The following is a 22,980-nucleotide window of genomic DNA, read 5'->3' as shown; positions in this document are numbered from 1 at the left end:
TCTTCCACGCTCCGCGCGACAACGCGTTCGCGCAGCCTTGCGCGAGGCGGTTCGGCACTCCTGGGGCGGGCACTGAGACCCTGGTGTTCAGGCCCTTTGTCCGGCGGGCGGCCTAGCCATAGCCGGAGGTATTGTCAAGAGGGCACAGCTTTCGATATGGCCATTTATGGCTCTTGGGTGCGGACCCTCCGGTCCTGCTCAGGGGCCCTGTGGAGGAAACGGAGAGCCCGCGTGACGCGCAGCGTGTACGTGACCGGAATCGACCGGGGCGACGGCCGGCAGGTCGTCGAGCTGGGAGTCATGGAGCTGCTGACCCGCCAGGTCGACCGGGTGGGTGTCTTCCGTCCGCTGGTCCACGACGGTCCGGACCGGCTCTTCGATCTGCTGCGGGCCCGCTACCGGCTCACCCAGGATCCGGCGAGCGTGTACGGGATGCAGTACGCCGAGGCGTCCACGATCCAGGCCGAGCAGGGCACCGACGAGCTGGTGTCGCAGCTGGTCGACCGGTTCCACGCGGTGACCCGGGACTACGACGTCGTCCTGGTGCTCGGCACCGACTTCGCGGACACCCAGCTCCCCGACGAGCTGGCCCTCAACGCCCGGCTCGCGAACGAGTTCGGCGCGTCCGTGATCCCGGTGGTCGGCGGCAAGAAGCAGACGGCGGAATCGGTGCGCGCCGAGGTCCGCAACGCCTTCCGCGCCTACGACGGCCTGGGCTGCGACGTCCTCGCGATGGTGGTCAACCGGGTCAGACCCGAGGACCGCGACGAGATCGACGAGCGGCTCGGCAACCGGCTGCCGGTGCCCTGTTACGTGCTGCCCGACGAGGCCGCGCTCTCCGCGCCGACCGTCGCCCAGATCACCCACGCGCTCGGCGGCACGGTGCTGCTCGGCGACTACTCGGGCCTGGCCAGGGACGCCCTGGACTTCGTCTTCGGCGGCGCGATGCTGCCGAACTTCCTCAACGCGCTGACCCCGGGCTGCCTGGTCGTCACCCCCGGGGACCGGGCGGACCTGGTGGTGGGCTCGCTGGCCGCGCACAGCGCCGGGACCCCGCCGATCGCCGGGGTGCTGCTGACCCTGGACGAGCGGCCCGGCGAGGAGATCCTGAAGCTGGCCGACCGGCTCGCGCCCGGCACCCCCGTCGTCGCCGTGTCCGGCGGCTCCTTCCCCACCGCGGCGGAACTCTTCGCGCTGGAGGGGAAGATGAACGCGGCGACGCCGCGCAAGGCGGAGACCGCCCTCGGCCTGTTCGAGCACTACGCCGACACGGCCGCCCTGCTGCGCACCATCCAGGCGCCCTCCTCGGACCGGCTGACGCCGATGATGTTCGAGCACAAGCTGCTCGAACAGGCCCGCTCGGACAAGCGGCGCGTCGTACTGCCCGAGGGCACCGAGGAGCGCGTGCTGCGCGCGGCGGACGTGCTGCTGCGGCGCGGGGTGTGCGACCTGACGCTGCTCGGCCCGGTCGAGCAGATCCGCAAGCGGGCCGCCGACCTCGGCGTGGACCTCGCGGGCAGCGAGCTGATCGACCCGGCCACCTCGGAGCTGCGGGACCGTTTCGCCCAGGAGTACGCGCAGCTGCGCGCCCACAAGGGGGTCACCGTCGAGCTGGCGCACGACGTGGTCGCCGATGTGAACTACTTCGGCACGCTGATGGTCCAGGAGGGCCTGGCCGACGGCATGGTGTCGGGGTCGGTGCACTCCACGGCAGCCACCATCCGCCCGGCGTTCGAGATCATCAAGACCAAGCCGGACGCCGCGATCGTGTCGTCGGTCTTCTTCATGTGCCTGGCCGACAAGGTCCTGGTCTACGGCGACTGCGCGGTGAACCCGGATCCGAACGCGCAGCAGCTCGCCGACATCGCCGCCCAGTCCGCCGCCACCGCCGCGCAGTTCGGCGTGGACCCGCGGATCGCGATGCTGTCGTACTCGACCGGCACCTCCGGCTCGGGCGCCGACGTCGACAAGGTCCGCGAGGCCACCGAGATCGTCAAGGAGCGGCGCCCCGACCTGAAGATCGAGGGCCCGATCCAGTACGACGCGGCCGTCGAGCCGTCGGTCGCGGCCACCAAGCTGCCCGGCTCCGAGGTCGCCGGGCAGGCGAGCGTGCTGATCTTCCCCGACCTCAACACCGGCAACAACACCTACAAGGCCGTGCAGCGCTCGGCCGGCGCGATCGCCGTCGGCCCGGTCCTCCAGGGCCTGCGCAAGCCGGTCAACGACCTGTCCCGCGGCGCGCTCGTGCAGGACATCGTCAACACGGTCGTCATCACGGCGATCCAGGCCCAGACCTCCACCGAAAAGGCATCCGCCCAGTGACAGCGACCCGCATCCTCGTCCTCAACTCCGGCTCGTCGTCGGTCAAGTACCAGCTCCTCGACATGGCGACGCACGAACGTCTCGCGGTCGGCCTGGTCGAGCGGATCGGCGAGGAGACCTCCCGCCTGAAGCACACCCCGCTGGCCGGCGGCGGTGAGGCCCGCGAGCAGAACCGGCGGATCGCCGACCACGCCGGGGCGCTGAAGGCCGTCGCCGACGAGCTGGCGGCGGACGGGCTCGGCCTGGACTCCCCCGAGCTGGCCGCGATCGGCCACCGCGTGGTGCACGGCGGGCTGAAGTTCACCGAGCCGACAATCGTCGACGACGCCGTGCTGGCCGAGATCGAGCGCCTCATCCCGGTCGCGCCGCTGCACAACCCGGCGAACCTGACCGGTATCCGTACGGCCATGGAGCTGCGCCCGGACCTGCCGCAGGTGGCGGTCTTCGACACGGCGTTCCACACGACGATGCCGGAGTCGGCGGCGCGCTACGCGATCGACGTGGCCACCGCCGACGCGCACCGGGTGCGCCGCTACGGCTTCCACGGCACGTCGCACGCGTACGTCTCCCGCAAGACGGCCGAGCTGCTCGGCAAGGACCCGTCCGAGGTCAACCTGATCGTGCTGCACCTGGGCAACGGCGCCTCCGCGTCGGCCGTGCGCGGCGGGGAGTGCGTGGACACCTCCATGGGGCTCACCCCGCTGGAGGGCCTGGTGATGGGGACCCGTTCAGGAGATGTCGACCCGGCGGTCATCTTCCATCTGATGCGGGTGGGCAAGATGTCCCCGGACGAGATCGACATCCTGCTGAACCAGAAGTCGGGCCTGATCGGGCTGTGCGGCGACAACGACATGCGGGAGATCCGGCGCCGGATCGACGAGGGCGACGAGTCCGCGCGGCTCGCCTTCGACATCTACATCCACCGCCTGAAGAAGTACATCGGCGCGTACTACGCGGTGCTCGGCCGGGTGGACGCGATCGCCTTCACGGCCGGGGTCGGCGAGAACGCGGCGCCGGTGCGCGAAGCTGCGGTGGCCGGTCTGGAGGAGCTGGGCCTGGCGGTCGACGGCGAGCTGAATTCCGTACGTTCCGACGAGGCCCGGATCGTCTCGCCGGAGTACGCCCGGGTCGCTGTCGCCGTGGTGCCGACGGACGAGGAGCTGGAGATCGCGCAGCAGACCTACGCGCTCGTCGGGGACGCCGGTGACCGCAACGCCTGAGCGCCCCTGCGCCCATTTGTAGATTCCACCAGACGGAATATTCCGTAGCGAAACAAACCGATAGGATCGCCCCCATGCGCCGTTCCAAAATCGTCTGCACGCTGGGCCCCGCCGTCGACTCCGAAGAGCAGCTCGTCTCGCTGATCGAGGCCGGCATGAGCGTGGCCCGCTTCAACTTCAGCCACGGCACGCACGCCGAACACCAGGGTCGCTACGACCGTGTTCGCGCCGCCGCCGCGAAGACCGGCCGCGCGGTGGGCGTTCTCGCCGACCTCCAGGGCCCCAAGATCCGTCTGGAGACCTTCGCCGAGGGCCCCGTCGAGCTGGTGCGCGGTGACGAGTTCACCATCACCACCGAGGACGTCCCGGGCGACAAGTCGATCTGCGGCACGACGTACAAGGGGCTGCCGGGCGACGTCTCGCGCGGTGACCAGGTCCTGATCAACGACGGCAACGTCGAGCTCAAGGTGATGGACGTCGAGGGCCCGCGGGTCCGGACGATCGTCATCGAGGGCGGTGTCATCTCCGACCACAAGGGCATCAACCTGCCCGGCGCGGCCGTCAACGTGCCGGCGCTGTCCGAGAAGGACGTCGAGGACCTGCGCTTCGCCCTGCGGATGGGCTGCGACATGGTCGCCCTGTCCTTCGTGCGCGACGCCAACGACGTCAAGGACGTCCACAAGGTGATGGACGAGGAGGGCCGCCGGGTCCCCGTCATCGCCAAGGTGGAGAAGCCGCAGGCCGTCGCCAACATGGAGGGCGTCGTCGCGGCGTTCGACGCGATCATGGTCGCCCGTGGCGACCTGGCCGTCGAGTACCCGCTGGAGAAGGTCCCGATGGTGCAGAAGCGCCTCGTGGAGATGTGCCGCCGCAACGCCAAGCCGGTGATCGTCGCGACCCAGATGATGGAGTCGATGATCACCAACTCGCGCCCGACCCGCGCCGAGGCCTCCGACGTGGCGAACGCGATCCTGGACGGCGCCGACGCGGTCATGCTGTCCGCCGAGTCGAGCGTGGGCGCGTACCCGATCGAGACCGTCAAGACGATGTCGAAGATCGTCCAGGCGGCCGAGGAGGAGCTGCTCTCCAAGGGCCTGCAGCCGCTCGTCCCGGGCAAGAAGCCGCGCACGCAGGGCGGTTCGGTCGCCCGCGCCGCGTGCGAGATCGCGGACTTCCTGGACGGCAAGGCGCTGGTCGCCTTCACCCAGTCCGGCGACACCGCGCGCCGCCTGTCCCGCTACCGCGCCTGCCAGCCGATCCTCGCCTTCACCACGGACGAGGCCACCCGCAACCAGCTCGCGCTGACCTGGGGCGTGGAGACGTACGTCGTCCCGCACGTGGACTCCACCGACGCCATGGTCGACCTGGTCGACGCCGAGCTGCGCAAGCTCTCGCGCTTCAACGACGGCGACACCGTGGTCATCACCGCCGGTTCGCCCCCCGGCGTCCCCGGCACCACGAACATGGTCCGGGTGCACCAGCTGGGCGGCGCCAACTAGCCGGCACCGCAGCACAATGCGCCGAGGGCGCCTCCTGTACGGAACAGGGGGCGCCCTCGGCGTCTCTGCGGCTCCCGGACGGGTCTTGATCCCTTACGGGTCCGGTCAGCTGTCCTCGATCGTGGACCGCAGACCGGGCACGTGCAGGGTTCCGCCGAACTGCGCGGCCTGCGTGACCTTCACGTTGGTGAAGTACAGGATCGGCAGGTTGATCGGCGGCGGGTTGTCGGCGTTGAACGTCATGGGGATGAGCCCGAGCAGATTGCCCGAGAGCTCCTCCGTGTACATGGTCGTCTTCCCGTCGCGGATGGTGGACGTGGAGCCCTTGTCCGAACGGATGTGGAACGACTTGCCGTTCGGGCCGGGGGCGATCTGGTGCAGATCACCGATGTCCGTACCGTTGGAGATGACGTACTTCATGACGCGCTTGGTGGAGCCGTCCGCCATCCTGACGTCGACGAGGCCCTGGTAGTCCGCGCCCTTGAGCAGGAGCGAGCTGGCCTCCAGCTTCCAGGACTTGTCCGGGAGCTGGACCGGGGTCTTCTCGTCGGCGCCCTCGGCGTCGGTGGCCACCGGGCAGTCGTCCGGGATGCCACTGGCGGAAGGGGACGGGGTCGCCGCCTCCTCCGCCTTCTTCTTGGCGTCCTCGGCGGCCTTGTCGAGGCCGTCCTTGGTGTCCTTGACCGCGTCACCGACCTTGTCGGTGGTGTCCTTGACCGTGTCGCCCAGGTCCTTCTCGGCACCGTCCTCGGCGGCGGACTCCGAGGCCGACGCCGACGCCGACGGGCTGGGAGTCGGGCTGGCCGTCTCCTTGTCCTTCGGCGTGAACAGGTCCTTGAGCGCCTCGCCGACTCCCAGGGGGTCGAGCGGGTTCTTGGTCTCGGACGCGGAGGGGGACGGCGTGGCGGTGTCCTGATCCGCCTTGCTGTCCTTGCTCTCCTCGCCACCGGTGGAGCCGGACCCGGCCTTGGTGGAGGCCGAGGGCGAGGGCGTGGCCCCGTCCTTCTTGTCCGCACTCTGGTCGGCGCCCTTGTCGGTGTCCTTGTCCGTGGACGCGGACGGCGACGGCGACGGGGACTCCTCGGCCTTGTCCTTGCCGTCGGTGGCGGCCTTGCCGTCCTTGGCGTCGCGCTCGGCCTGCACCGCGTCGGCGCAGGCCTTGTAGTCGTCCGCCGAGAACTTGGTCGGGTTGTCCTTGGCGGCCGCCAGCGTGGGCGTCATGCCGAGGCCCATCAGTACGGCCGTGGGCATGGCCGCGATGGCTATCGCCTTGCCCGCGGGCATGTGCAACCTGCTGAACAGCTGCTTCCTAGGTGCTGCATGCCGCGGCCCGGTTCTCGCACGGGACTCCCCCGCGGAGTCCTCGTGGTGCACCTCGTCAGCCGGCACGGTGCCTCCCGTTCTTCCCGTTGTCCGGGTTCGTCCCTGACTCGTGGTGTGCGCCCGCGACCTGGTAGGTGGCGCCCGCTACGGGCGGCACCGCGGTCGCGTCGTCGGCCCCGGCATCGTCGGCGTCCGCCGTCGGAGCCTCGTCCTGCGGCTTGGCCGAGGCCCAGGAGATGGCGAGGGCGCCACCGATCAGGGCCAGCAGGAAGCCGATGACGAATCCGCCGAAGTTGGAGACGACGAGGGAGACCAGGGCGAGCAGGATCGCCGCCACGCCGGCGAAGATGCGGGACTGGTACTGGAACCACATCGTGATGCCGAGCACGACAAGCAGGGCACCGATAATGAGCGATCCGGCACCGGCCGTGGTGGCCATCCGGATCGTCATCGTGCCGAGCGTGAGGTTCGCGTACGGGAAATACATGATCGGAATGCCGCCGAGCAAGGTCAACAGGCCCGCCCAGAAGGGGCGTTGGCCGCGCCAAGTGCGGAACGTCCGGCGTGCGTGGCCGAACCTGTCGCCCAACCCTGCTTGCGCTTCGGCGCTCATGTCGTACAGCTCCTCAGGACTGGCGTTTTGTTCGGTGGTGATGTGCGCGGTACGGGCACGGGGACCTCGGCCCCGTCGTGCGGGCCATGCCCCCGCGCCCTTCCGCGAGAGGCGATGCGGCGAGTGGAATCGCTAGGCGGTGAGGCCTAGTAGCACTCGATGCCCTTGCCGCTGCCCCGGTGCAGGCTCATGTTCAGCCCGTTGAGCTTGAAGGTGCCGGCGCTCGTCGCCCAGGCCGTCTGGTCGACGTCCGTCAGGGTGGCGTGGTCCGCTTCCTGAGCGAAGCCGTTGGGGTCGGACTGCTCCTTGCCCCCCTTCATGCCGGGGCCCTTGCTGGACTGCCCGGCGGCGACACCGATGTTGATGTCCCTGAACTCGGCATCGGCCTTGAGCTGCGCGACGTCGATGTAGATCTTGTCGGCGTGCGCCGGCTTGCCGCCGCCACCGGCCTTCAGCACCAGCGTGACGTCACCGAGCCCCGGCACGTGGGTCACCACGGACTGGCACATGTTGGTGAGGTCGGCCGAGTTGAACGCGGAGACCGAGACCGGGTGAGGGGTCCCGTTCTTCTCAGCATCGATGGCGCCGTACTGGATCATGCCGTCGGCGTCGAGCTTGTCGACGTGGACCTTGAACGACTGGCCCGACACACTGAACGATGCCGCGAGCGCACCCTGGGACAGGGCGACACCTATCGCGGCAGTCGCCGCGACGCTCGGCACCATGACTACGGCGAACCGCTTCCATCTGGTTCCGCCACGAGTCACGGAATTCATGACTGTTCCTCCTTCTCGGACGTACATCTCCGGCCCTGACTGCCCCTTGCGGCGGCTCAGCCGGGCAGGGATGGGAGAAGTGCTACGTCCTCGGGAAGGAGAGCGCCCGCGTCGAGGGGCGCGTAAGCCAACCGCACCCTGATCACCGGCGATCACCCCCGAGCGACAACCACTGGTCGCACCTGAGCCATCACGCGCAACCTGCCGGACAGGCTCAGCCGACTGGCTGAGACCCCCCTGTCCAAAGACCGACGGCGCTCCCCTGGTTCACCGCCGACCTGCCCGGTGGGGACCCCTGAGCCCCGCAACCCGAGTGGCTGTCGGACGAGCGGGGAGTGGACCGAGCGTGCCCGATCGTGGTGCATTCCCGGCGCTCGCACAAGGGGGTTCGTTACTCACGGGTAACGGACGGATAACCGCGCCGCGACCGCCCGGACTCGGACGGCGACGCAGGGTACAGCCCTACCGCCTGACAGAACGGTTGAATCCGGTAGGTAACCGGACAGAACAAGGGCTTCGACTTACTCCAAGTAACAGCGGCCGGGATTACCAAGTTTTGGTAAAGCGCGGCCGCTGTGTGCCCTCAAGAACAGAACTTTCACCCCGGCACCACATGCCGTGGCGTTTAGGAACAGGTCACTGACGCCTCAGAAGAGAACCCGGGCCAGAGCCGTACGCGCAGTGGTCACACGCGGGTCGTCGCCCCCGACGACCTCGAACAGTTCGAGCAGGCGGACCCGCGCCGTCTCGCGGTCGTCGCCCGCCGAGCGCGCCACGGTGTCGACGAGGCGTCCGAAGGCGTCCTCGACATGACCGCCGACCAGGTCCAGATCGGCGGCGGCCACCTGGGCCCGCACGTCACCGGGGTTCTGCGCGGCGTCCGTGCGCACCTTCTGCGGGTCGAGGCCCTGGACGCGCTGGAGCAGTTCGGCCTGGCCGAGGCCGAGCTTGGCCTCGGTGTTGCCGGGGTCGTCCGACAGCACGTTCTTGTACGCCTGGATCGCGCCGGCCATGTCGCCGGCGTCGAGGGCCTGCACGGCCGCTTCGAGGAGCGCGTCGTACGGGCCGGGCGGAGCCTCCACGACCGGCGCGGGGCCCTCCGCGTCCGCGTCGACCGTGATGCCGACGAGCCCGAAGCGCTCCTCGGCGACCTGGATCAACTGGTCGAGGGTGCCCCGGATCTGGGACTCGGGGGCGGCACCCTGGAAGAGGGGCAGGGCCTGCCCGGCGACGACGGCGAAGACGGCCGGGATCCCCTGGACCCCGAACTGCTGCATCAGCATCTGATTGGCGTCGACGTCGATCTTCGCGAGCACGAAGCGGCCGTTGTACTCGGTGGCGAGGCGCTCGAGGAGGGGGCTCAGCTGCTTGCAGGGCTCGCACCACTCGGCCCAGAAGTCGATGACGACGGGCACCTCTGTGGAGCGCTGCAGTACATCGCGCTCGAAGTCCGCCTCGCTGACGTCGATGACGAGGCTCGACGGCGACACCGCGCCGCCCCCGCCGTTGCGGGCCGCTTCGGCGCGGGCCTGCTCCGCCTTGGCCTTGGCCTCCTGGGCCGCCTTCACCGCGGCGAGGTCGACGACTCCGCTCATGGACATGTTCCGTGGCTGCATGCGTACAGTCTCCCCCTTCCGCGGACGGTTGTGGGCCGGGTCCGGCTCCGAGCGCCTCCCGCCGGATTGCGAGACGCAGTAAGAAACACGGAGCGGACTCGGCCTGGTGCTTCGGCGCCGGGTCCCCACCCGGCACCTGTGGTTGCCGCTCGTCGTGGCCGACCGGGGTGCAGACCGGGAGACCGTACGAGTTCGAGCTTTCGCTACGGGTCGTAGCGTAACTGTCATGGGTGGCGCGCGGGGTGGACTCTCCGGTGATCTGGCTCACCCGGAACGGTCGATCCGCTCCCTGCCTACCGGCCGGTATGGTCGCGTCCATGCAGAGCCGCACCTCTTCTCCCACGGGCCGCCCCGGCCGACCGCGGTCCGCCACCGCGGACGAGGCGATCCTGGAGGCGACGCGCGAGGCGCTGGTGGAGCTCGGCTGGTCGAAGCTGACGCTGGGCGATGTGGCGACGCGGGCGGGTGTCGCGAAGACGACGCTGTACCGGCGCTGGGCCGGGAAGAACGAACTCGTCGTCGACGCGGTGGCCGTCCTCTTCGACGAACTCGAACTGCCCGACAGAGGTTCCCTGGCCGCGGACATCGAGGGCGTGGTCCTCCAGTTCGCGGCGATCCTGGACCGGCCGGAGACGAAGACGGCGCTCATGGCGGTGGTCGCCGAGTCCACCCGGGACGCGCCGCTGCGGGAGCGGATCCGGAACTCGATCGTGGACCGGCAGAAACGATTGGTGCTGGAGGGACGGGCTCGGGCCGAGCGGCGCGGAGAACTCCCGGCGGCCCCGGACCCCCGGTCCGCGGCGGCGACCGCGGACCTGATCTTCGACGTGGCGGCGGGCGCCGTCGTGCACCGGACCCTGGTGAGCGCGGAGCCGGTGGACGGGGAGTGGGTCCGCCGGTTCACGGCGCTGTTGTTGGGGGGGTTGGCGGCGGCTTCGGGGTGAGGCCCACCCCTCATTCACGCAGCGCAGAATCCGGGCAGCTACGTCGAATCGGTTACGTCCCACACGGTCGTCGCGCCGCGTCGTTGCAGGTGTGGCCCGGTCGACTCGACCGGGCCACACCTGCTGCTGCTGCGCTTACTACCCCTCGTACACGAGGTACTCGTACTCGCTCACCACGAACTCGCCGTAGTGGAAAGCGGATCCGAGGCGCTTCAGCCTGCCGAACTGGGCGGAACTCAACTCGAAGGGCCGCTGCGGCCCGTACAGACAGCTCTCCCGCAGGGCCGGCAACAACAGCCGGAAGGCGAGGTCGGGGGTGCATCGCCGCGCGCACTCGGTCAGGGCTTCGGATACCTCCTCACCAAGGAGGCCCGTAAACTCCGCGATCTCGCGCAGGACTGGGTCGAGGAGTTCCAAGCCGTCGTACCGGTCGGCTTCGGGGAGTACTGGCTCATCGCCGCGACGGGCCAGCCAGGTGTCGCACTCCGCGATGATCTGCCGCATCCACACGGCACCGTCTGTGACGCACCCGGGGAAGAGATTCCTCTCCTCCGAGCAGCTCGTCCAGAGTGTCTCGATCCGGCCAGGAGCCAGCTGGTCCACGAGGTGCTGTGCGTCCCTGCGCACGCTCAGCACCGACGCCGGGTACAGCTCGTCCACGAACTGGTGCGCAACGACTCCAGCCGGTGTGGGTGCGTCATGCCTCCAGTCCTGGTGGAAGAAGCTCATCACCCATGGGACACCGAACATGAACTCGTGGTAGCGCTCAGTCATCCGCCACTACTCCGGGTAGGCCGTGTACACGTAGAAGCCATTGCTGTGCCCCTTCGCCCGCTGGAGAATGATCTTGTACCTGTTCCCGGCAGTGGTGATCGTGCCATCGGCGTGGAACACCTTCCCAAGTGAGTTCCTGGCGCCAAAGGTGCCGGTCAGCGTCTTCCGCTGCTCCCTGCCACTACGCCACTTCGTGATCTCGTTGGCCTTGTTCGCCAGGGCGTAGTCGACTACCTGCTGAGCGGTCTGCTCATCGATGAAGACGCTGTTGACCCCCTTCTCCGTCGCCAGTTCGAAGGCTCTGGCATCCGAGACGTTGACATGCTCGCCGATCACGTGAGCGAGCCCGGGGAACGCCCGGTTGTCCGCGACGAGGTCATTGCAGTTGTGTACCAGCACGGAGGCTTGGCCAACCGCAACGTAGAACGAGTGCAGACCGTCGACGGTCATGTCGTACACCTTGCGCGGCGTCAGGCCCGACCGGTCACGCAAGTCGGTCACAGGGCGCAGCGTCCCGTCGGGAGAGCGGAGGCTGTCGCCGACCCGGAGTTCGGAGACCCTGGTCCAGCCGCGGCCCGCGACGTAGAAGCGGTGTCCCGTCGTACTGGAGATGCGGTTGCCCCCGGCCACGGTGATGTCCACCAGGTGGTCGGTGTCGTGTCCGAACGTGCGCGTCACGGGTTCCGAGACCGTCAGCCCCGTGTCGGGGTCGGTCGCGCGCACCAGATCGTCCTTACGGATTTCGCCGATCTTCTTGCGAGTGCCGTCCGCCATGAGCACGCGAGTGTCCGCCGGGAAGCTGTTGACCTTGCACGCGGTCAGCAGATCTTCGTAGGTGTTGACCGAGCGCTCGATGTCGGCGAGCGCCTCGGCGTCCATGTCGAGTGCCTTGAGCGCCTTGAACGCGTCGCTGACTCCGACGCCGGTACGCATCGCTCCGTCCAGTGCGCGGATGGCCTGGGCGATGTCCTCTAGCTTCTTGCCGGGGATGAAGTTGGTCGCGGCCCACGCGCACCCACTGGCGCTGCCGTGGTAGCAGTCGATGAAGTCCTGGACGAGGACGTCCCAGGCGACCTTGGCGATCGCCTTCGTGATGCCCTCGATAAGTTCCCAGTTGGTGAAGAAGCGGTTGACCGTCTGCTTCATATCCGGAAACTGCGTGGTCTTCAGGAACAGCGTGTCCGAGAGCGGGCAGCCGGACTCGGTGGCCGGGACATCCGGGTTAGTGCACATGTAGAAGCTGACAGTGGCGGTGAAATGGACAGTGAAGTCCACCGAGCAACCGCCCAGCCCCACATCGACCTTGCAGTCGTTGTCCTGGTGCACATCCGTCACGTCGGTCTTGTCGATGACGTAGAACACGCCACCGATCCCGGTGCCGGCCCCGGACGAGACCTGCTGGTTCGCCTGCTCGCGCTCCGTGCGATCCGCGGTGTCCTGGGCCTCCTTGGCGTACTTGTCCGCCTCCTTGGCCGCCTCCTCGGCTGCCGTCGCGTCCGCGTCCGCCCGGTTCGCCGCGTCGCGCGCGTCCTTCGCCGCCGCTTCGGCCTGGGAGGCCGCGTTGCGGGCCGCCTCCGCGTCCAGGGCCGCCTCGTCGGCCGAGTTGCGGGCGTCGGTGGCGTAGCCCTCGGCGCGGCCCGCTGCCGCGTCGGCCGCTGCCGCGTCGGCGGTGGCCTGGCGGTCGTACTCGATGGTGCGGGTCAGGGACTGGGTGGCCTTGGACGCTGCCAGGGCGGCCGCCGCCGAGTAGCCGAGGGCCTCCTTCGCGTAGCCCTGGGCCTCGGAGGCGGCCGCTGCCGCGCCTGCCGCCGCCTGGAGTGCCGCCTTGGCGTCCGCCGAGGCCTTGTCCGCGAGGGACTTGGCGAGTGCCGCCTCCTTCGCCGCGTTCGCGGCGTGGGCGTCGGCGACCGCCGCCTGCTGTTCGGCGATGGTCTTGGCGCCCTGGCCCGCGAGAACGACCAGTCCGGCCGCGGAGTCCTTGGTGACGTACGGGGAGCCGAGCTGGATCGCGTCGTTGGCCGGGGTCGCGACGAGCGCCGCGGACTGGCGGGCGTCGACCGCCGCCTGGGCGGTCGTGTAGGCGAAGCCGGCCGCCTTGGCGGCCGCCACGCGCGCGATGACGGACTGCTTCAGCGCCTCGTCGGCCTGGGTCCTGGCCTCCTTGGCGTGCTTCTCCGCCTCGGCGGCGTCCTTGACCGCCGCGGCGGCCTCGGCTGCCGCGTCCTTCGAGGCGGCGATCGCGTCGGCGGCGGCGCTGGTCGCGGTGCGCACCGCGGCGTCCGCCGTCGCCTTGTCGGCCTGGGCGGCGTCGGAGTCGGCGCGGGCGCGGCCCGCGGCAGCCTCGGCGCGGGTGGCTGCCGCGTCCGCGTCGGCTGCCGCCTGGGTGGCGGCGTCCGCCGAGGCGCGGGCGTTCTTCGCCGCCGTCTCCGCCGTGGTCGCCTGCCGGTCCGCCTCATCGGCCGCCGCGCGCGCGGCGGTTGCCGCGTCGCCCGCGTCCAGTGAGTCGGCGTAGGCGTCCTTGGCGTCGGCCTTGGCGCGCGCGGCGTCGGCCTTCTGCTCCGCGTCCCACGCGTCGTCGCGCTTGTCCTTGGCGTCGTCGCGCGCGGTCTCCGCGTCCTTGCGCCGGGCCGAGGCGGTGTCGGCCGCGGTCTCGGCCTTCTTCTTGGCGTCCTGCGCGGTGGTGTTGTAGCCCTCGGCGTCCTTGCGGTGCCGAGCGGCCTCCGCCTGCTTGGCGGCCGCCGTCTCCTTCTCTTCCTTGGCCGTCTTCTCCTCGGCCTCGGCCGCGAGCCGCTTCTTGTGCGCGTCCTCCGCGGCAGCCTTCGCGTCGCCCTCCGCCGTCAGCGCCTCCGCCAGCTTCGCCTCGGCGGTCTCCTTGTCCGCCTTGGCGTTGTCGCGGTGCAGCTTCGCGGACGCCGCCGCCCACTTGGCCTGCAACTCGGCGTACTGCGCGGCCTCCTTGCGGAACTCCGCCTTGGTCTGCGCGGCCTGCGCGATGGCGCGCTGCGCGATCGTGGCACTGTCGGCAGCGGATGCATGCGTCGCCGCCTCGGTCGTCTGCCCGGCAATCACCATGGCGTCCAGTGCCGCCGCGATGCCGTGCGTGACCTGCGCCTTCTGCTGAGCCACGAGAAGACCCCGACCGCGCGGCGCCCCGTTGGCATCGGCGATCGCGTTCGCGTCCGTCACCGCGGTATCGCTGGTGGTCACCGCACGTTTCGCGGCTGCCGCCTGCTGCTTGAGCAGAATCAGCTGCGCCTTGGTGACCGACTGCGCCTGCGCCAGGCTGTTCTTCGCTTTGGTGAACTGGGCCGCGTCCGGCGGGAACGCCTCGCCCTTGCCTGCCCCACCGGGAGCCCAGTAGGACTGCCAGCGGACGACATGGTCGGCCACCCAGGAGTTGCCCAGCATGTTCCCGAGGATCTTCGATCCCGAGACGAGCGCCTTGGCGGCCGTGGTGTTGGCGCTCAGGATCTGGTTGCGCTGCGCGGCCTGAGAGGCGATCTCCTGCTGCCACTCCGCGGCGGAGGTGCTCTCTTCCTCACCCAGTACCCGGTCGGGGTCGATCGGGTCACGCCACGCGCACGCGGCGAACCGGGTCTTGAGGTTCTCGACCCCGATCCGGAACTCCGCGCTGTCCGACTCCGGCGCCGAGGTCGGGAAGCCGCCCGACTCCAGGAAGATCCGGGCGTTGTCCGCACCGGTCGGCTCCAGACTCCAGTTCGTCAGAACGTCGTAGGCCTGGTGACGGTCGTACTCCGCACTCGATCCGTCCGTATCGGCGCCGTAGAGCGGAGCCCCGAGAGCCTTCACCGCGTTCTTCGTCGCCGTGTCGGCGAGCGGAGTCGGGTCCTCGTAGAAGTCACTGTCCTGCTGCCAGAACCGGTTCGCGACCCACTGCCCGAGCCCGGTCTGATCGTAGAAGTCCTTCTTGCCGTCGCCGCCCGAGCCGGGCGGCCAGTGGAATTCGGACTCGGTGAACCCGCCGGGCGCGTCCAGGCCGGCGAGTTTGTCGTACCACCCAGTTTTCAGGGTGTCGAAATCGTCCATGGCCTTCCTGGCGGAGGCCTTGTCCGCGTCGTAGGCCTTGCTGAGCGGCGTGTCCTCCCAGTGCTCTCGGTTGGCCAGCACATGCAGCTGGTCCGCCGGCTGGTTGAGGGCATCTTGAGCGACAGCCGCCATGGTTGTGCCGCCCAGTTGCAGCACGCCGTTCATCAGGCACTGGTCCTGCCGCAGCTGCTCCGCGGCTGTGTCCTCGTACCAGTCGTAACCGACCTTTTCGGTACGGTCGCCCTGCTTCGGTGTCAGGGCGTCCGGTTGCGCAGCCAGCCCTGTGATCAGAGCCAGCGCGGTGACGGAGGTCAGCGCCGGCGCGAGCCGGGCAAATCTTCGTCTACTGTGCCCACTTGACGATCTGTCGAGTCTCAACCCGATTCCCCCCACGCACCGCCATCGACGGGCGTATATGTCATGGGCCTGACATGACGACCTCGATCCGGCCGTGCAGCAATCGAGTCGACAGCACGACGAACCGGCGCGAGGCGGTCGTCCGGCCGCATCAACAAGGCGCGATCTTCACTGATACGCCACTGGAAACTCACACTAGGCACACAGTAAATGCATATGACAAGCTCTGCGAGGCATTCACTCCGAACAGTGATCCGCGGCCTGCCTGAAGTGTGACGTGCCGTCACAGGCGACGGTTGTACCGCTCGTTCAGGGATGCCGGCCCGTCTTTGCGCAGAGGAGACCCTGATGCCAGGCACCACCGACAACCGCTCCCCAGACCCTTCTCACGGCTGGGGATCGTTCTCGTCACCACAACCCTGATAGCCGTCGCGGCCGGCACCGCGTCGGCGGACACCGGCGCGGCGTCCACGTCGTCCGACGCCTTCCGGATCACGCGGGCCGCCCAGGGCATCGCACCCGCTTCCACCCGCACCTCCGTAGCCGCCGCGCCCCAAACCGCCGCCGTCTTCGGCATGTTCGCCATCGACACCAGGGGCGCCCTGTACTCCTACGCGGCCGATAGCACCACGGTCCTCGCCCCTCGCGAGCAGCTCGCCACCGACTACGGGGACGTCCGTACGGCCAGCAGCGCCGACGACGACGGCGACGGCGTCGCCGACGACACCTGGGTCTGGACGACCAACGGCGGACTGTCCAGCAGCTACGGATACGTCGGAGGCGGCTGGAACATCTACGACAGCGTCTTCTCCCCCGGCAACCTCGGCGGCGCCCAGGGCTACGACGTGATCGGCCGCGACGCCGACGGCGTGCTGTGGATGTACTACGGCTACAGCGACGGCACCCTCACCGCCCGCCACAAGGTCGGCCCCGCCTGGGACCAGTTCACTCAGCTCACCGGCAAGGGCGATCTCACCGGCGACCAATGGCCGGACCTCGTCGCGCGGGACGCCTCCGGTGTTCTGTGGCTCTACAAAGGCACCGGCGACGGCAACGCCCCCTTCGCGGCGCGCACCAGGATCGGCCCCGGCTGGAACCAGTTCGACGCCCTCGTGGGCACCGGCGACCTGGACCTCGACGGCAAGGCCGACCTCATGGCCCGCCAGCCCAACGGCGACCTGTACTTCTACAAGGGCACCGGCGACGCGGCCGCTCCCTTCGCGGCGAAGAAGAAGATCGGGACTGGCTACCAGACCTACCGCGTCATGTTCTCCTGACCCGATCGGATCACCCCCGGAGCCGCCCCCGGCGACGGGCGCGGGCGCGGCTCCGACCCGTCAGACCTGATACCGCCCCGGCGCGAAGCGGTCGAGGTTCTCCGCCACCCACTGCGACGTGCGCTTCAGTCCTTCGTCCAGCGTGAACTCCGGCTCCCACCCGGCCCATTCACGCGCCCGCCCGTTGTCCGACAGCAGCCGCTGCACCTCGCTCCCCGACGGGCGCAGCCGTGACGGGTCGACGACGACGCGGGCGTCGCGGCCCGATGCCCTGATGAGCGCCTGCGCCAGGTCGCCGATCGAGATCTCCTGCCCCGTACCGAGGTTGACCACCTGGCCGAGGGCGCGGTCGCACCGGGCCAGGGCCATGAATCCTCTCGCCGTGTCGGAGACGTACGTGAAGTCGCGGGTCGGGGTGAGCGAGCCGAGCTTGATCTCCCGTGCCCCGGAGTGGAGTTGGGCCAGGATGGTGGGGATCACGGCTCGGGCCGACTGGCGTGGTCCGTACGTGTTGAAGGGGCGGACCACCGTGACCGGGAGCTCGAACGCGTGCCAGTGGGACAGCGCCATCATGTCCGCGCCGATCTTCGACGCGGAGTACGGGGACTGCGGCTGGAGGGGGTGCTCCTCGGAGATCGGGGCCGTCAGCGCGGTGCCGTAGACCTCGCTCGTGGAGGTGTGGACCAGGCGGCGCACGGAGTGCCTGCGGCAGGCCTCGGCGATGTTCTCGGTGCCGACGACGTTCGTCTGGACGTACGCGCCCGGGGAGTCGTACGAGTACGGGATGCCGATCAGCGCGGCGAGGTGGAAGACCGTGTCGCAGCCGGAGACGGCGTCCGCGACGCGGCCCGGGTCGCGGACGTCGCCCGCCAGGATCTCCACCCGGGGGTCGTCGAGGAGGTGCGCGAGGTGCCCCTTCTCGGCGTACGGCTTGTAGTGGACGAAGGCCCGGACGCGGGCGCCCGCGTCGAGGAGCAGGTCGACGAGCGTCGAGCCGATGAAGCCCTCCGCCCCGGTGACCAGAACGGTGCGGTCCGCCCAGCTGGATGTGGTGCTCATATGTACTGCAACTCCTTTGAATGTCCTGCCAGTTCGCGTACGTGGCGTGCCAGGAGGTCGGCCGCCCTGGCGTGGGGCCCCGCGGGCGCAGCCGCCGACATCGCCGCGAGCCGCGCCGGATCGGCGAGCAGCGGTTCGACGAGGGCCGCGAGTGTGTCGGGCGTGGTGTCCGCGTCCGCGAGCAGCAGTCCGGCGCCCGCGTCGGAGAGCACCCGCGCGTTGTGGGTCTGGTGGTCGCCGGGGGCGTGGGGGTAGGGGACGAGGACGGCCGGGACCCGCGTCGTGGCGAGTTCGGCGACGGTCGCGGAGCCCGCCCGGCACACCACGAGGTCGGCGGCGGCGTAGGCGAGGTCCATCCGGTCGAGGTAGGGCACGGCGACGGCGGGGGTGTCGTGCAGGCGGCGCCGGGTGTCCTCCAGGGCCGCCGGGCCGGTCTTCACCAGCAGCCGCACATCCGTGCGGCCCCGCCAGCGCGCGGCCAGGCCGACCGCCGCCTCCGTCAGCCGGGCCGCGCCCAGGCTGCCGCCGTTGACGAGGACGAGCCGGGCGCCGTCCGGGACGCCGAGTTCCCGGCGCGCGGTGGCCCGCAGGGCGGGCCGGTCCAGGTCCGCGAGGGAGGCGGCGATCGGCATACCGGTGGTGAACGCCCCTGTTCCGCCCGGCAGATGGGCGCGGCTGCGGTCGAAGGCGACGGCGATGTGCGGGGTGAGGCGGGCGGCGAAGCGGTTGGCGCGGCCCGGGACCGCGTTGGACTCGTGGATGAGGCTGGGCAGGCCGGCCATCCGGGCGCCGACGATCACGGGCGCGCTCGGGTAGCCGCCCATGCCGACGGCGACCTGGGCGCGCTGCTCGCGCAGGATGGTCCGGCACTGGGCGCCGGAGCGCACGAGGTCCGCGGGCAGCAGATAGCGCCGGGCGCCGAGGGACGGGTCGAACGGGATCATGTCGACCGTGTGCAGCCGGTACCCGGCGGCCGGGATGAGCCGGGTCTCCAGGCCGCGTTCGGTGCCGACGAACGAGATCACCGCGTCGGGGACGGCCCGGCGCAGCGCGTCGGCGAGGGCGAGCCCCGGGTAGATGTGGCCCCCGGTGCCGCCCGCGCCGATGACGACGGAGAGAGGTGTTCGCATGACGGTCGAGCGTCACGGACCGGTCTAAGAGGGTTTTAAGAGCCGCGTTTGACACCTTTGTGCCATGACGACAGGGAACACACCCGCGCCGGCCCGGATCCTGGTCGTGGACGACGACCCCGAGGTCCGGTCGGCCGTCGAGGACGCGCTGACCGTGGAGGGCTACCGGGTCACGGCCGCGGCCGACGGGCAGCGGGCGCTGACCGCGCTGGCCCGCTCCGAGCCGGACGCGGTCGTCCTCGACGTGATGATGCCGGTCCTCGACGGGCTCGCGGTGTGCCGCCGGATGCGCGCCACCCCGGTGCTCGTCCTCACCGCGCTCGACTCGGTGAGCGAGCGGGTGGACGGGCTGGACGCGGGCGCCGACGACTACCTGGTGAAGCCGTTCGCACTCGACGAACTGACCGCGCGCGTACGGGCGCTGCTGCGCCGCGCCGCTCCCGAACCGGAGCCGGACGACCCGCTCGCCTACGGCGACCTGGTCCTGGACCCGGCGACCCGCACGGGCCGGCGCGGCGGGCGGACCATCGACTTCAGCCGCACCGAGTTCGCGCTCCTGGAGGTCCTGGTGCGCAACGCCGGGCAGGTGCTGCCGCGCGAGGTCGTCCAGGAGGCGGTGTGGGGCCGCGACTTCGGCCCCGACTCCAACTCGCTCGCCGTGTACGTGGGTTATCTGCGGCGCAAGCTGGAGACGGCCGGGGAGGCGCGGCTCCTGCACACGGTCCACGGCGTCGGCTACCGGCTGGGCACGCCGTGACCCGGCTGCCGCTGCGCACCCGGCTCGCGCTCCTGGCGACCGTCACGGTCGCGCTGATCACGGTGGGCGTGTGCACGGCCGCGCCGTCATCCGTTACGAGCTCGGGCACCAGCTCGATCTCCAGCTCACCCAGGCGGCGACCCTGGCCACCCAGCAGAACCGGGGCGAGCCGGCCGGGGTGCTGTCCGGCGAGTGCCGCTATCTGGCGGCTCCGGCCTGCGCCCAGCTGGTCCCGGCCGACGCGGCGGACGACCCGTCCGGCCAGGAGTATCTGCTGCCCGTCACGGACACCGCCCGCGCGGTCGCGGCCGACGCGCACGCCCCGTACTACACGAACCTCACGCTCCAGGGGCATCCGGTGCGGATGCTGACGACGCCGTACACGGCGGGCGAGGGCAAGGCGCTGCAGGTGGCGCTGCGGTCGGACCCCACGGCCAAGGGGGTGCGGCAGGCCACCGCGCTGTTCGCGGCGATCAGCGTGGCGGGCGTCGCGCTGGCGGCGCTCGGCGGCTACGGGGTCGCGCGGCGCGGGCTCGCTCCGGTGGCCCGGCTGACGGCGACGGCGGAACGGATCGCGGCGACCCGCGACGCCCGTACCCGCATCGACCTGCCGCCGGGCCGCAGGGACGAACTCACACGCCTCGCCGCCTCGTTCAACACCATGCTGGGCGAACTGGAGGACTCGGTCGCGGCCCGCCGACGCCTCGTCGCCGACGCCTCCCACGAACTCCGTACGCCGCTGACGGCGCTCCGCACGAACGCCGAGCTCCTGGCCCGTGCCGAGCGCTTGACGCCTGCCCAGCGCGATCGGGCGTCGGCGGCGCTCGGCCGCCAGATCCACGAAGTCACGTCCCTGGTCAACGACTTGATCGAGCTGGCCCGGGACGAGGAGCCGACGCCGCTCGTCGAGGAGGTGCCGCTCGCGCCGCTCGTCGCGCACGCGGTGGAGGCGGCACGGGCGCACTGGCCCCGGGTCGCCTTCGCCCTGACGGTCGCGCCGTCGGCGGCGTCGACGACCCTGCCCGGCGTGCCGTCCCGCCTCTCCCGTCTCCTGTCGAACCTGCTCGGCAACGCGGCGAAGTTCAGTCCGCCGGGGGCCTCGGTCGAGGTCGTCCTGTCTGCGGGCGAGCTGACCGTCCGGGACCACGGTCCGGGGATCGCCCCGGAGGACCTCCCCTATGTCTTCGACCGGTTCTACCGCGCGGAGGCGTCGCGGGCGCTGCCCGGGTCGGGGCTCGGCCTCGCGATGGCCCGGCAGATCGCCGAGGCCCACGGCGCCCGGCTCTCCGCCGAGCGGGCCCCGGGCGGCGGGGCCCTGTTCCGACTCGCCTTCCCCCCGACCACGGCCACATAGCACCTGCGGCCCGGTGGGCGGCTGGTCGCGCAGTGGCCGTCAGCCGACGACGAAGCCGGTCTGTCGGGGGCGCGGGGAACTGCGCGAGAAGCCCCACCGGGCGGCACCCGGCCGCGTGCCTAGAACCCGGCCGGCTCCGTGTACACCCCCCACTCCTCCCGGAGGACCCCGCAGATCTCGCCCAGCGTCGCCTCCGCCCGCACCGCGTCCAGCATCGGCACGATCATGTTGGACCCGTCCCGGGCCGCCCCCAGCATCCGGTCCAGGGCCTCGCGCACCGCCGCGTCGTCCCGGGCCCCCTTCCGCTCCGCCAGAGCCCGTACCTGCTCCCGCTCCACCTCGTGGCTGACCCGCAGGATCTCCAGGTCACCGGTGACGGAACCGTGGTGCGCGTTCACCCCGACGACCCGCTTGTCGCCCTTCTCCAGCGACTGCTGGTACTGGAACGCCGACTCGGCGATCTCGCCGGTGAACCAGCCGTCCTCGATGCCGCGCAGGATCCCGGAGGTGATCGGGCCGATCGGGTGCTGCCCGTCGGGGTGCGCCCGAAGCCCGCGCTCCTTGATCTGCTCGAAGATCTTCTCGGCGTCGGCCTCGATACGGTCGGTGAGCTGCTCGACGTACCAGGAGCCGCCCAGCGGGTCGGCGACGTTGGCGACGCCGGTCTCCTCCATGAGCACCTGCTGCGTGCGCAGCGCGATCTCGGCGGCCTGCTCGCTGGGCAGCGCGAGGGTCTCGTCGAGGGCGTTGGTGTGGAGCGAGTTCGTGCCTCCCAGCACCGCCGCCAGCGCCTCGACCGCCGTGCGCACGACGTTGTTGTACGGCTGCTGGGCGGTGAGCGAGACACCGGCCGTCTGGGTGTGGAACCGCAGCCACTGCGCCTTGTCGCTGGTCGCCCCGTACACGTCCCGCATCCACCGGGCCCAGATGCGCCGGGCCGCGCGGAACTTGGCGATCTCCTCGAAGAAGTCGACGTGCGCGTCGAAGAAGAAGGACAGGCCGGGCGCGAAGACGTCCACGTCCAGGCCCCGGCTGAGGCCCAGCTCGACGTAGCCGAAGCCGTCCGCGAGCGTGTACGCCAGTTCCTGCGCGGCCGTCGAGCCCGCCTCGCGGATGTGGTACCCGGAGACCGACAGCGGCTTGTACGCGGGGATGGACGCGGCGCAGTGCTCCATCAGGTCGCCGATCAGGCGCAGGTGCGGCTCGGGCTGGAAGAGCCACTCCTTCTGGGCGATGTACTCCTTGAAGATGTCGGTCTGGAGCGTGCCGTTGAGCACGGCCGGGTCGACGCCCTGGCGCTCGGCGGCGACGAGGTACATACAGAAGACGGGCACGGCCGGGCCGCTGATCGTCATCGAGGTCGTGACGTCGCCCAGCGGGATGCCCCGGAACAGCACCTCCATGTCGGCGGCGGAGTCGATGGCGACGCCGCAGTGCCCGACCTCGCCGAGCGAGCGCGGGTCGTCGGAGTCGCGGCCCATGAGCGTCGGCATGTCGAAGGCGACGGAGAGGCCGCCGCCGCCCGCGGCCAGGATCATCTTGTAGCGCTCGTTCGTCTGCTCGGCGTTCCCGAACCCGGCGAACTGGCGGATCGTCCAGGTGCGGCCGCGGTACCCGGTCGGGTACAGGCCGCGCGTGAACGGGTACTCCCCCGGCCAGCCGATCCGCTCGAACCCCTCGTAGGTGTCCCCGGGCCGCGGTCCGTAGACCGGGTCGACGGGGTCGCCCGAGAGCGTGGTGAAGTCCGCCTCCCGCTTGCGGGCGGTGTCGTAGCGGGCCTGCCAGCGACGGCGGCCCTCCTCGATGGCGGTGGCCTTGTCGTCAGCGTCCCTGGTTCCCATACCCTCGAATTTACTAGGACGTCCTAGTAACTGTCGATGGCGAAACCGCCCGCACCTCGTGCGAGCGGTCG

15 protein-coding genes and 1 pseudogene are annotated in these 22,980 nt (G+C 70.5%); 7 read left to right on the top strand and 9 right to left on the bottom strand.

What is annotated here, in order from left to right; translation table 11 throughout:
- Positions 1-231: 231 nt before the first annotated feature.
- The 3 genes from pta to pyk all read left to right on the top strand — a co-directional run bounded on the left by pta (position 232) and on the right by pyk (position 5,041).
- The gene (pta, locus tag ABII15_RS26495; RefSeq protein WP_353944780.1) at positions 232-2,322 is read left to right on the top strand and encodes a phosphate acetyltransferase; all 2,091 of its coding nucleotides are present in this window, start codon (positions 232-234) and stop codon (positions 2,320-2,322) included.
- Positions 2,319-3,542, top strand: coding sequence for an acetate kinase (locus ABII15_RS26490; RefSeq protein WP_353944779.1), 1,224 nt, complete (start codon positions 2,319-2,321; stop codon positions 3,540-3,542). The genes pta and ABII15_RS26490 overlap by 4 nt, the downstream gene beginning before the upstream one ends.
- Positions 3,543-3,616: 74 nt before the next feature.
- Positions 3,617-5,041 carry a pyruvate kinase gene (gene pyk, locus ABII15_RS26485; RefSeq protein ID WP_353944778.1) on the top strand — a complete coding sequence of 475 codons (1,425 nt, stop codon included), beginning with the start codon at positions 3,617-3,619 and terminating at the stop codon, positions 5,039-5,041.
- A 105-nt stretch (positions 5,042-5,146) separates the two neighbouring features.
- Here the strand turns inward: pyk and ABII15_RS26480 are convergent, their stop codons facing one another.
- The 4 genes from ABII15_RS26480 to ABII15_RS26465 form a co-directional block, all read right to left on the bottom strand.
- Positions 5,147-6,325 carry a hypothetical protein gene (locus ABII15_RS26480; protein WP_353944777.1) on the bottom strand — a complete coding sequence of 393 codons (1,179 nt, stop codon included), beginning with the start codon at positions 6,323-6,325 and terminating at the stop codon, positions 5,147-5,149.
- Between the two features lie 94 nt (positions 6,326-6,419).
- Positions 6,420-6,977 (bottom strand): DUF6114 domain-containing protein, encoded by a 558-nt coding sequence (locus ABII15_RS26475; RefSeq protein ID WP_353944776.1) that lies wholly within the window; start codon positions 6,975-6,977, stop codon positions 6,420-6,422.
- A 146-nt stretch (positions 6,978-7,123) separates the two neighbouring features.
- Positions 7,124-7,753 carry a DUF6230 family protein gene (locus tag ABII15_RS26470; RefSeq protein WP_353944775.1) on the bottom strand — a complete coding sequence of 210 codons (630 nt, stop codon included), beginning with the start codon at positions 7,751-7,753 and terminating at the stop codon, positions 7,124-7,126.
- 647 nt (positions 7,754-8,400) lie between these two features.
- Positions 8,401-9,369, bottom strand: coding sequence for a tetratricopeptide repeat protein (locus ABII15_RS26465; RefSeq protein WP_353944774.1), 969 nt, complete (start codon positions 9,367-9,369; stop codon positions 8,401-8,403).
- 317 nt (positions 9,370-9,686) lie between these two features.
- Between ABII15_RS26465 and ABII15_RS26460 the strand changes: the two genes are divergently transcribed.
- Positions 9,687-10,313: a TetR/AcrR family transcriptional regulator gene (locus tag ABII15_RS26460; RefSeq protein ID WP_353944773.1), complete on the top strand. Its 627-nt coding sequence runs from the start codon at positions 9,687-9,689 to the stop codon at positions 10,311-10,313.
- Between the two features lie 138 nt (positions 10,314-10,451).
- On the opposite strand, the gene ABII15_RS26455 is transcribed toward ABII15_RS26460, so the two are convergent.
- Both ABII15_RS26455 and ABII15_RS26450 read right to left on the bottom strand, forming a co-directional pair.
- The gene (locus ABII15_RS26455) at positions 10,452-11,087 is read right to left on the bottom strand and encodes a hypothetical protein (protein WP_353944772.1); all 636 of its coding nucleotides are present in this window, start codon (positions 11,085-11,087) and stop codon (positions 10,452-10,454) included.
- Positions 11,088-11,093: 6 nt separating this feature from the next.
- Complete coding sequence (locus tag ABII15_RS26450) at positions 11,094-15,512, bottom strand: polymorphic toxin-type HINT domain-containing protein (RefSeq protein WP_353944771.1); 4,419 nt, start codon at positions 15,510-15,512, stop codon at positions 11,094-11,096.
- Between the two features lie 308 nt (positions 15,513-15,820).
- Here ABII15_RS26450 and ABII15_RS26445 point away from each other — a divergent pair, with 308 nt between their 5' ends.
- Positions 15,821-16,768 carry a VCBS repeat-containing protein gene (locus tag ABII15_RS26445; protein WP_353944770.1) on the top strand — a complete coding sequence of 316 codons (948 nt, stop codon included), beginning with the start codon at positions 15,821-15,823 and terminating at the stop codon, positions 16,766-16,768.
- A 60-nt stretch (positions 16,769-16,828) separates the two neighbouring features.
- Here ABII15_RS26445 and ABII15_RS26440 read toward each other — a convergent pair whose 3' ends face one another.
- Positions 16,829-17,827, bottom strand: coding sequence for a GDP-mannose 4,6-dehydratase (locus ABII15_RS26440; protein ID WP_353944769.1), 999 nt, complete (start codon positions 17,825-17,827; stop codon positions 16,829-16,831).
- Complete coding sequence (locus ABII15_RS26435; RefSeq protein ID WP_353944768.1) at positions 17,824-18,957, bottom strand: UDP-N-acetylglucosamine--N-acetylmuramyl-(pentapeptide) pyrophosphoryl-undecaprenol N-acetylglucosamine transferase; 1,134 nt, start codon at positions 18,955-18,957, stop codon at positions 17,824-17,826. Before ABII15_RS26435 ends, ABII15_RS26440 begins: the two co-directional genes overlap by 4 nt.
- A 64-nt stretch (positions 18,958-19,021) precedes the next feature.
- Here ABII15_RS26435 and ABII15_RS26430 point away from each other — a divergent pair, with 64 nt between their 5' ends.
- Positions 19,022-19,714, top strand: a complete 693-nt coding sequence (locus ABII15_RS26430; protein WP_353944767.1) for a response regulator transcription factor — start codon at positions 19,022-19,024, stop codon at positions 19,712-19,714.
- 11 nt (positions 19,715-19,725) lie between these two features.
- Positions 19,726-21,068, top strand: a pseudogene (locus ABII15_RS26425) (HAMP domain-containing sensor histidine kinase).
- A 119-nt stretch (positions 21,069-21,187) separates the two neighbouring features.
- On the opposite strand, the gene ABII15_RS26420 reads toward ABII15_RS26425, so the two are convergent.
- Complete coding sequence (locus tag ABII15_RS26420) at positions 21,188-22,909, bottom strand: methylmalonyl-CoA mutase family protein (RefSeq protein WP_353944766.1); 1,722 nt, start codon at positions 22,907-22,909, stop codon at positions 21,188-21,190.
- Between the last annotated feature and the right edge of the window lie 71 nt (positions 22,910-22,980).

Source organism: Streptomyces sp. HUAS MG91 (assembly GCF_040529335.1).
GTDB lineage: Bacteria > Actinomycetota > Actinomycetes > Streptomycetales > Streptomycetaceae > Streptomyces > Streptomyces tabacisoli.
The sequence above is the reverse complement of the archived record's forward strand: the minus strand, read 5'-3'. Positions and strand labels throughout refer to the sequence as shown.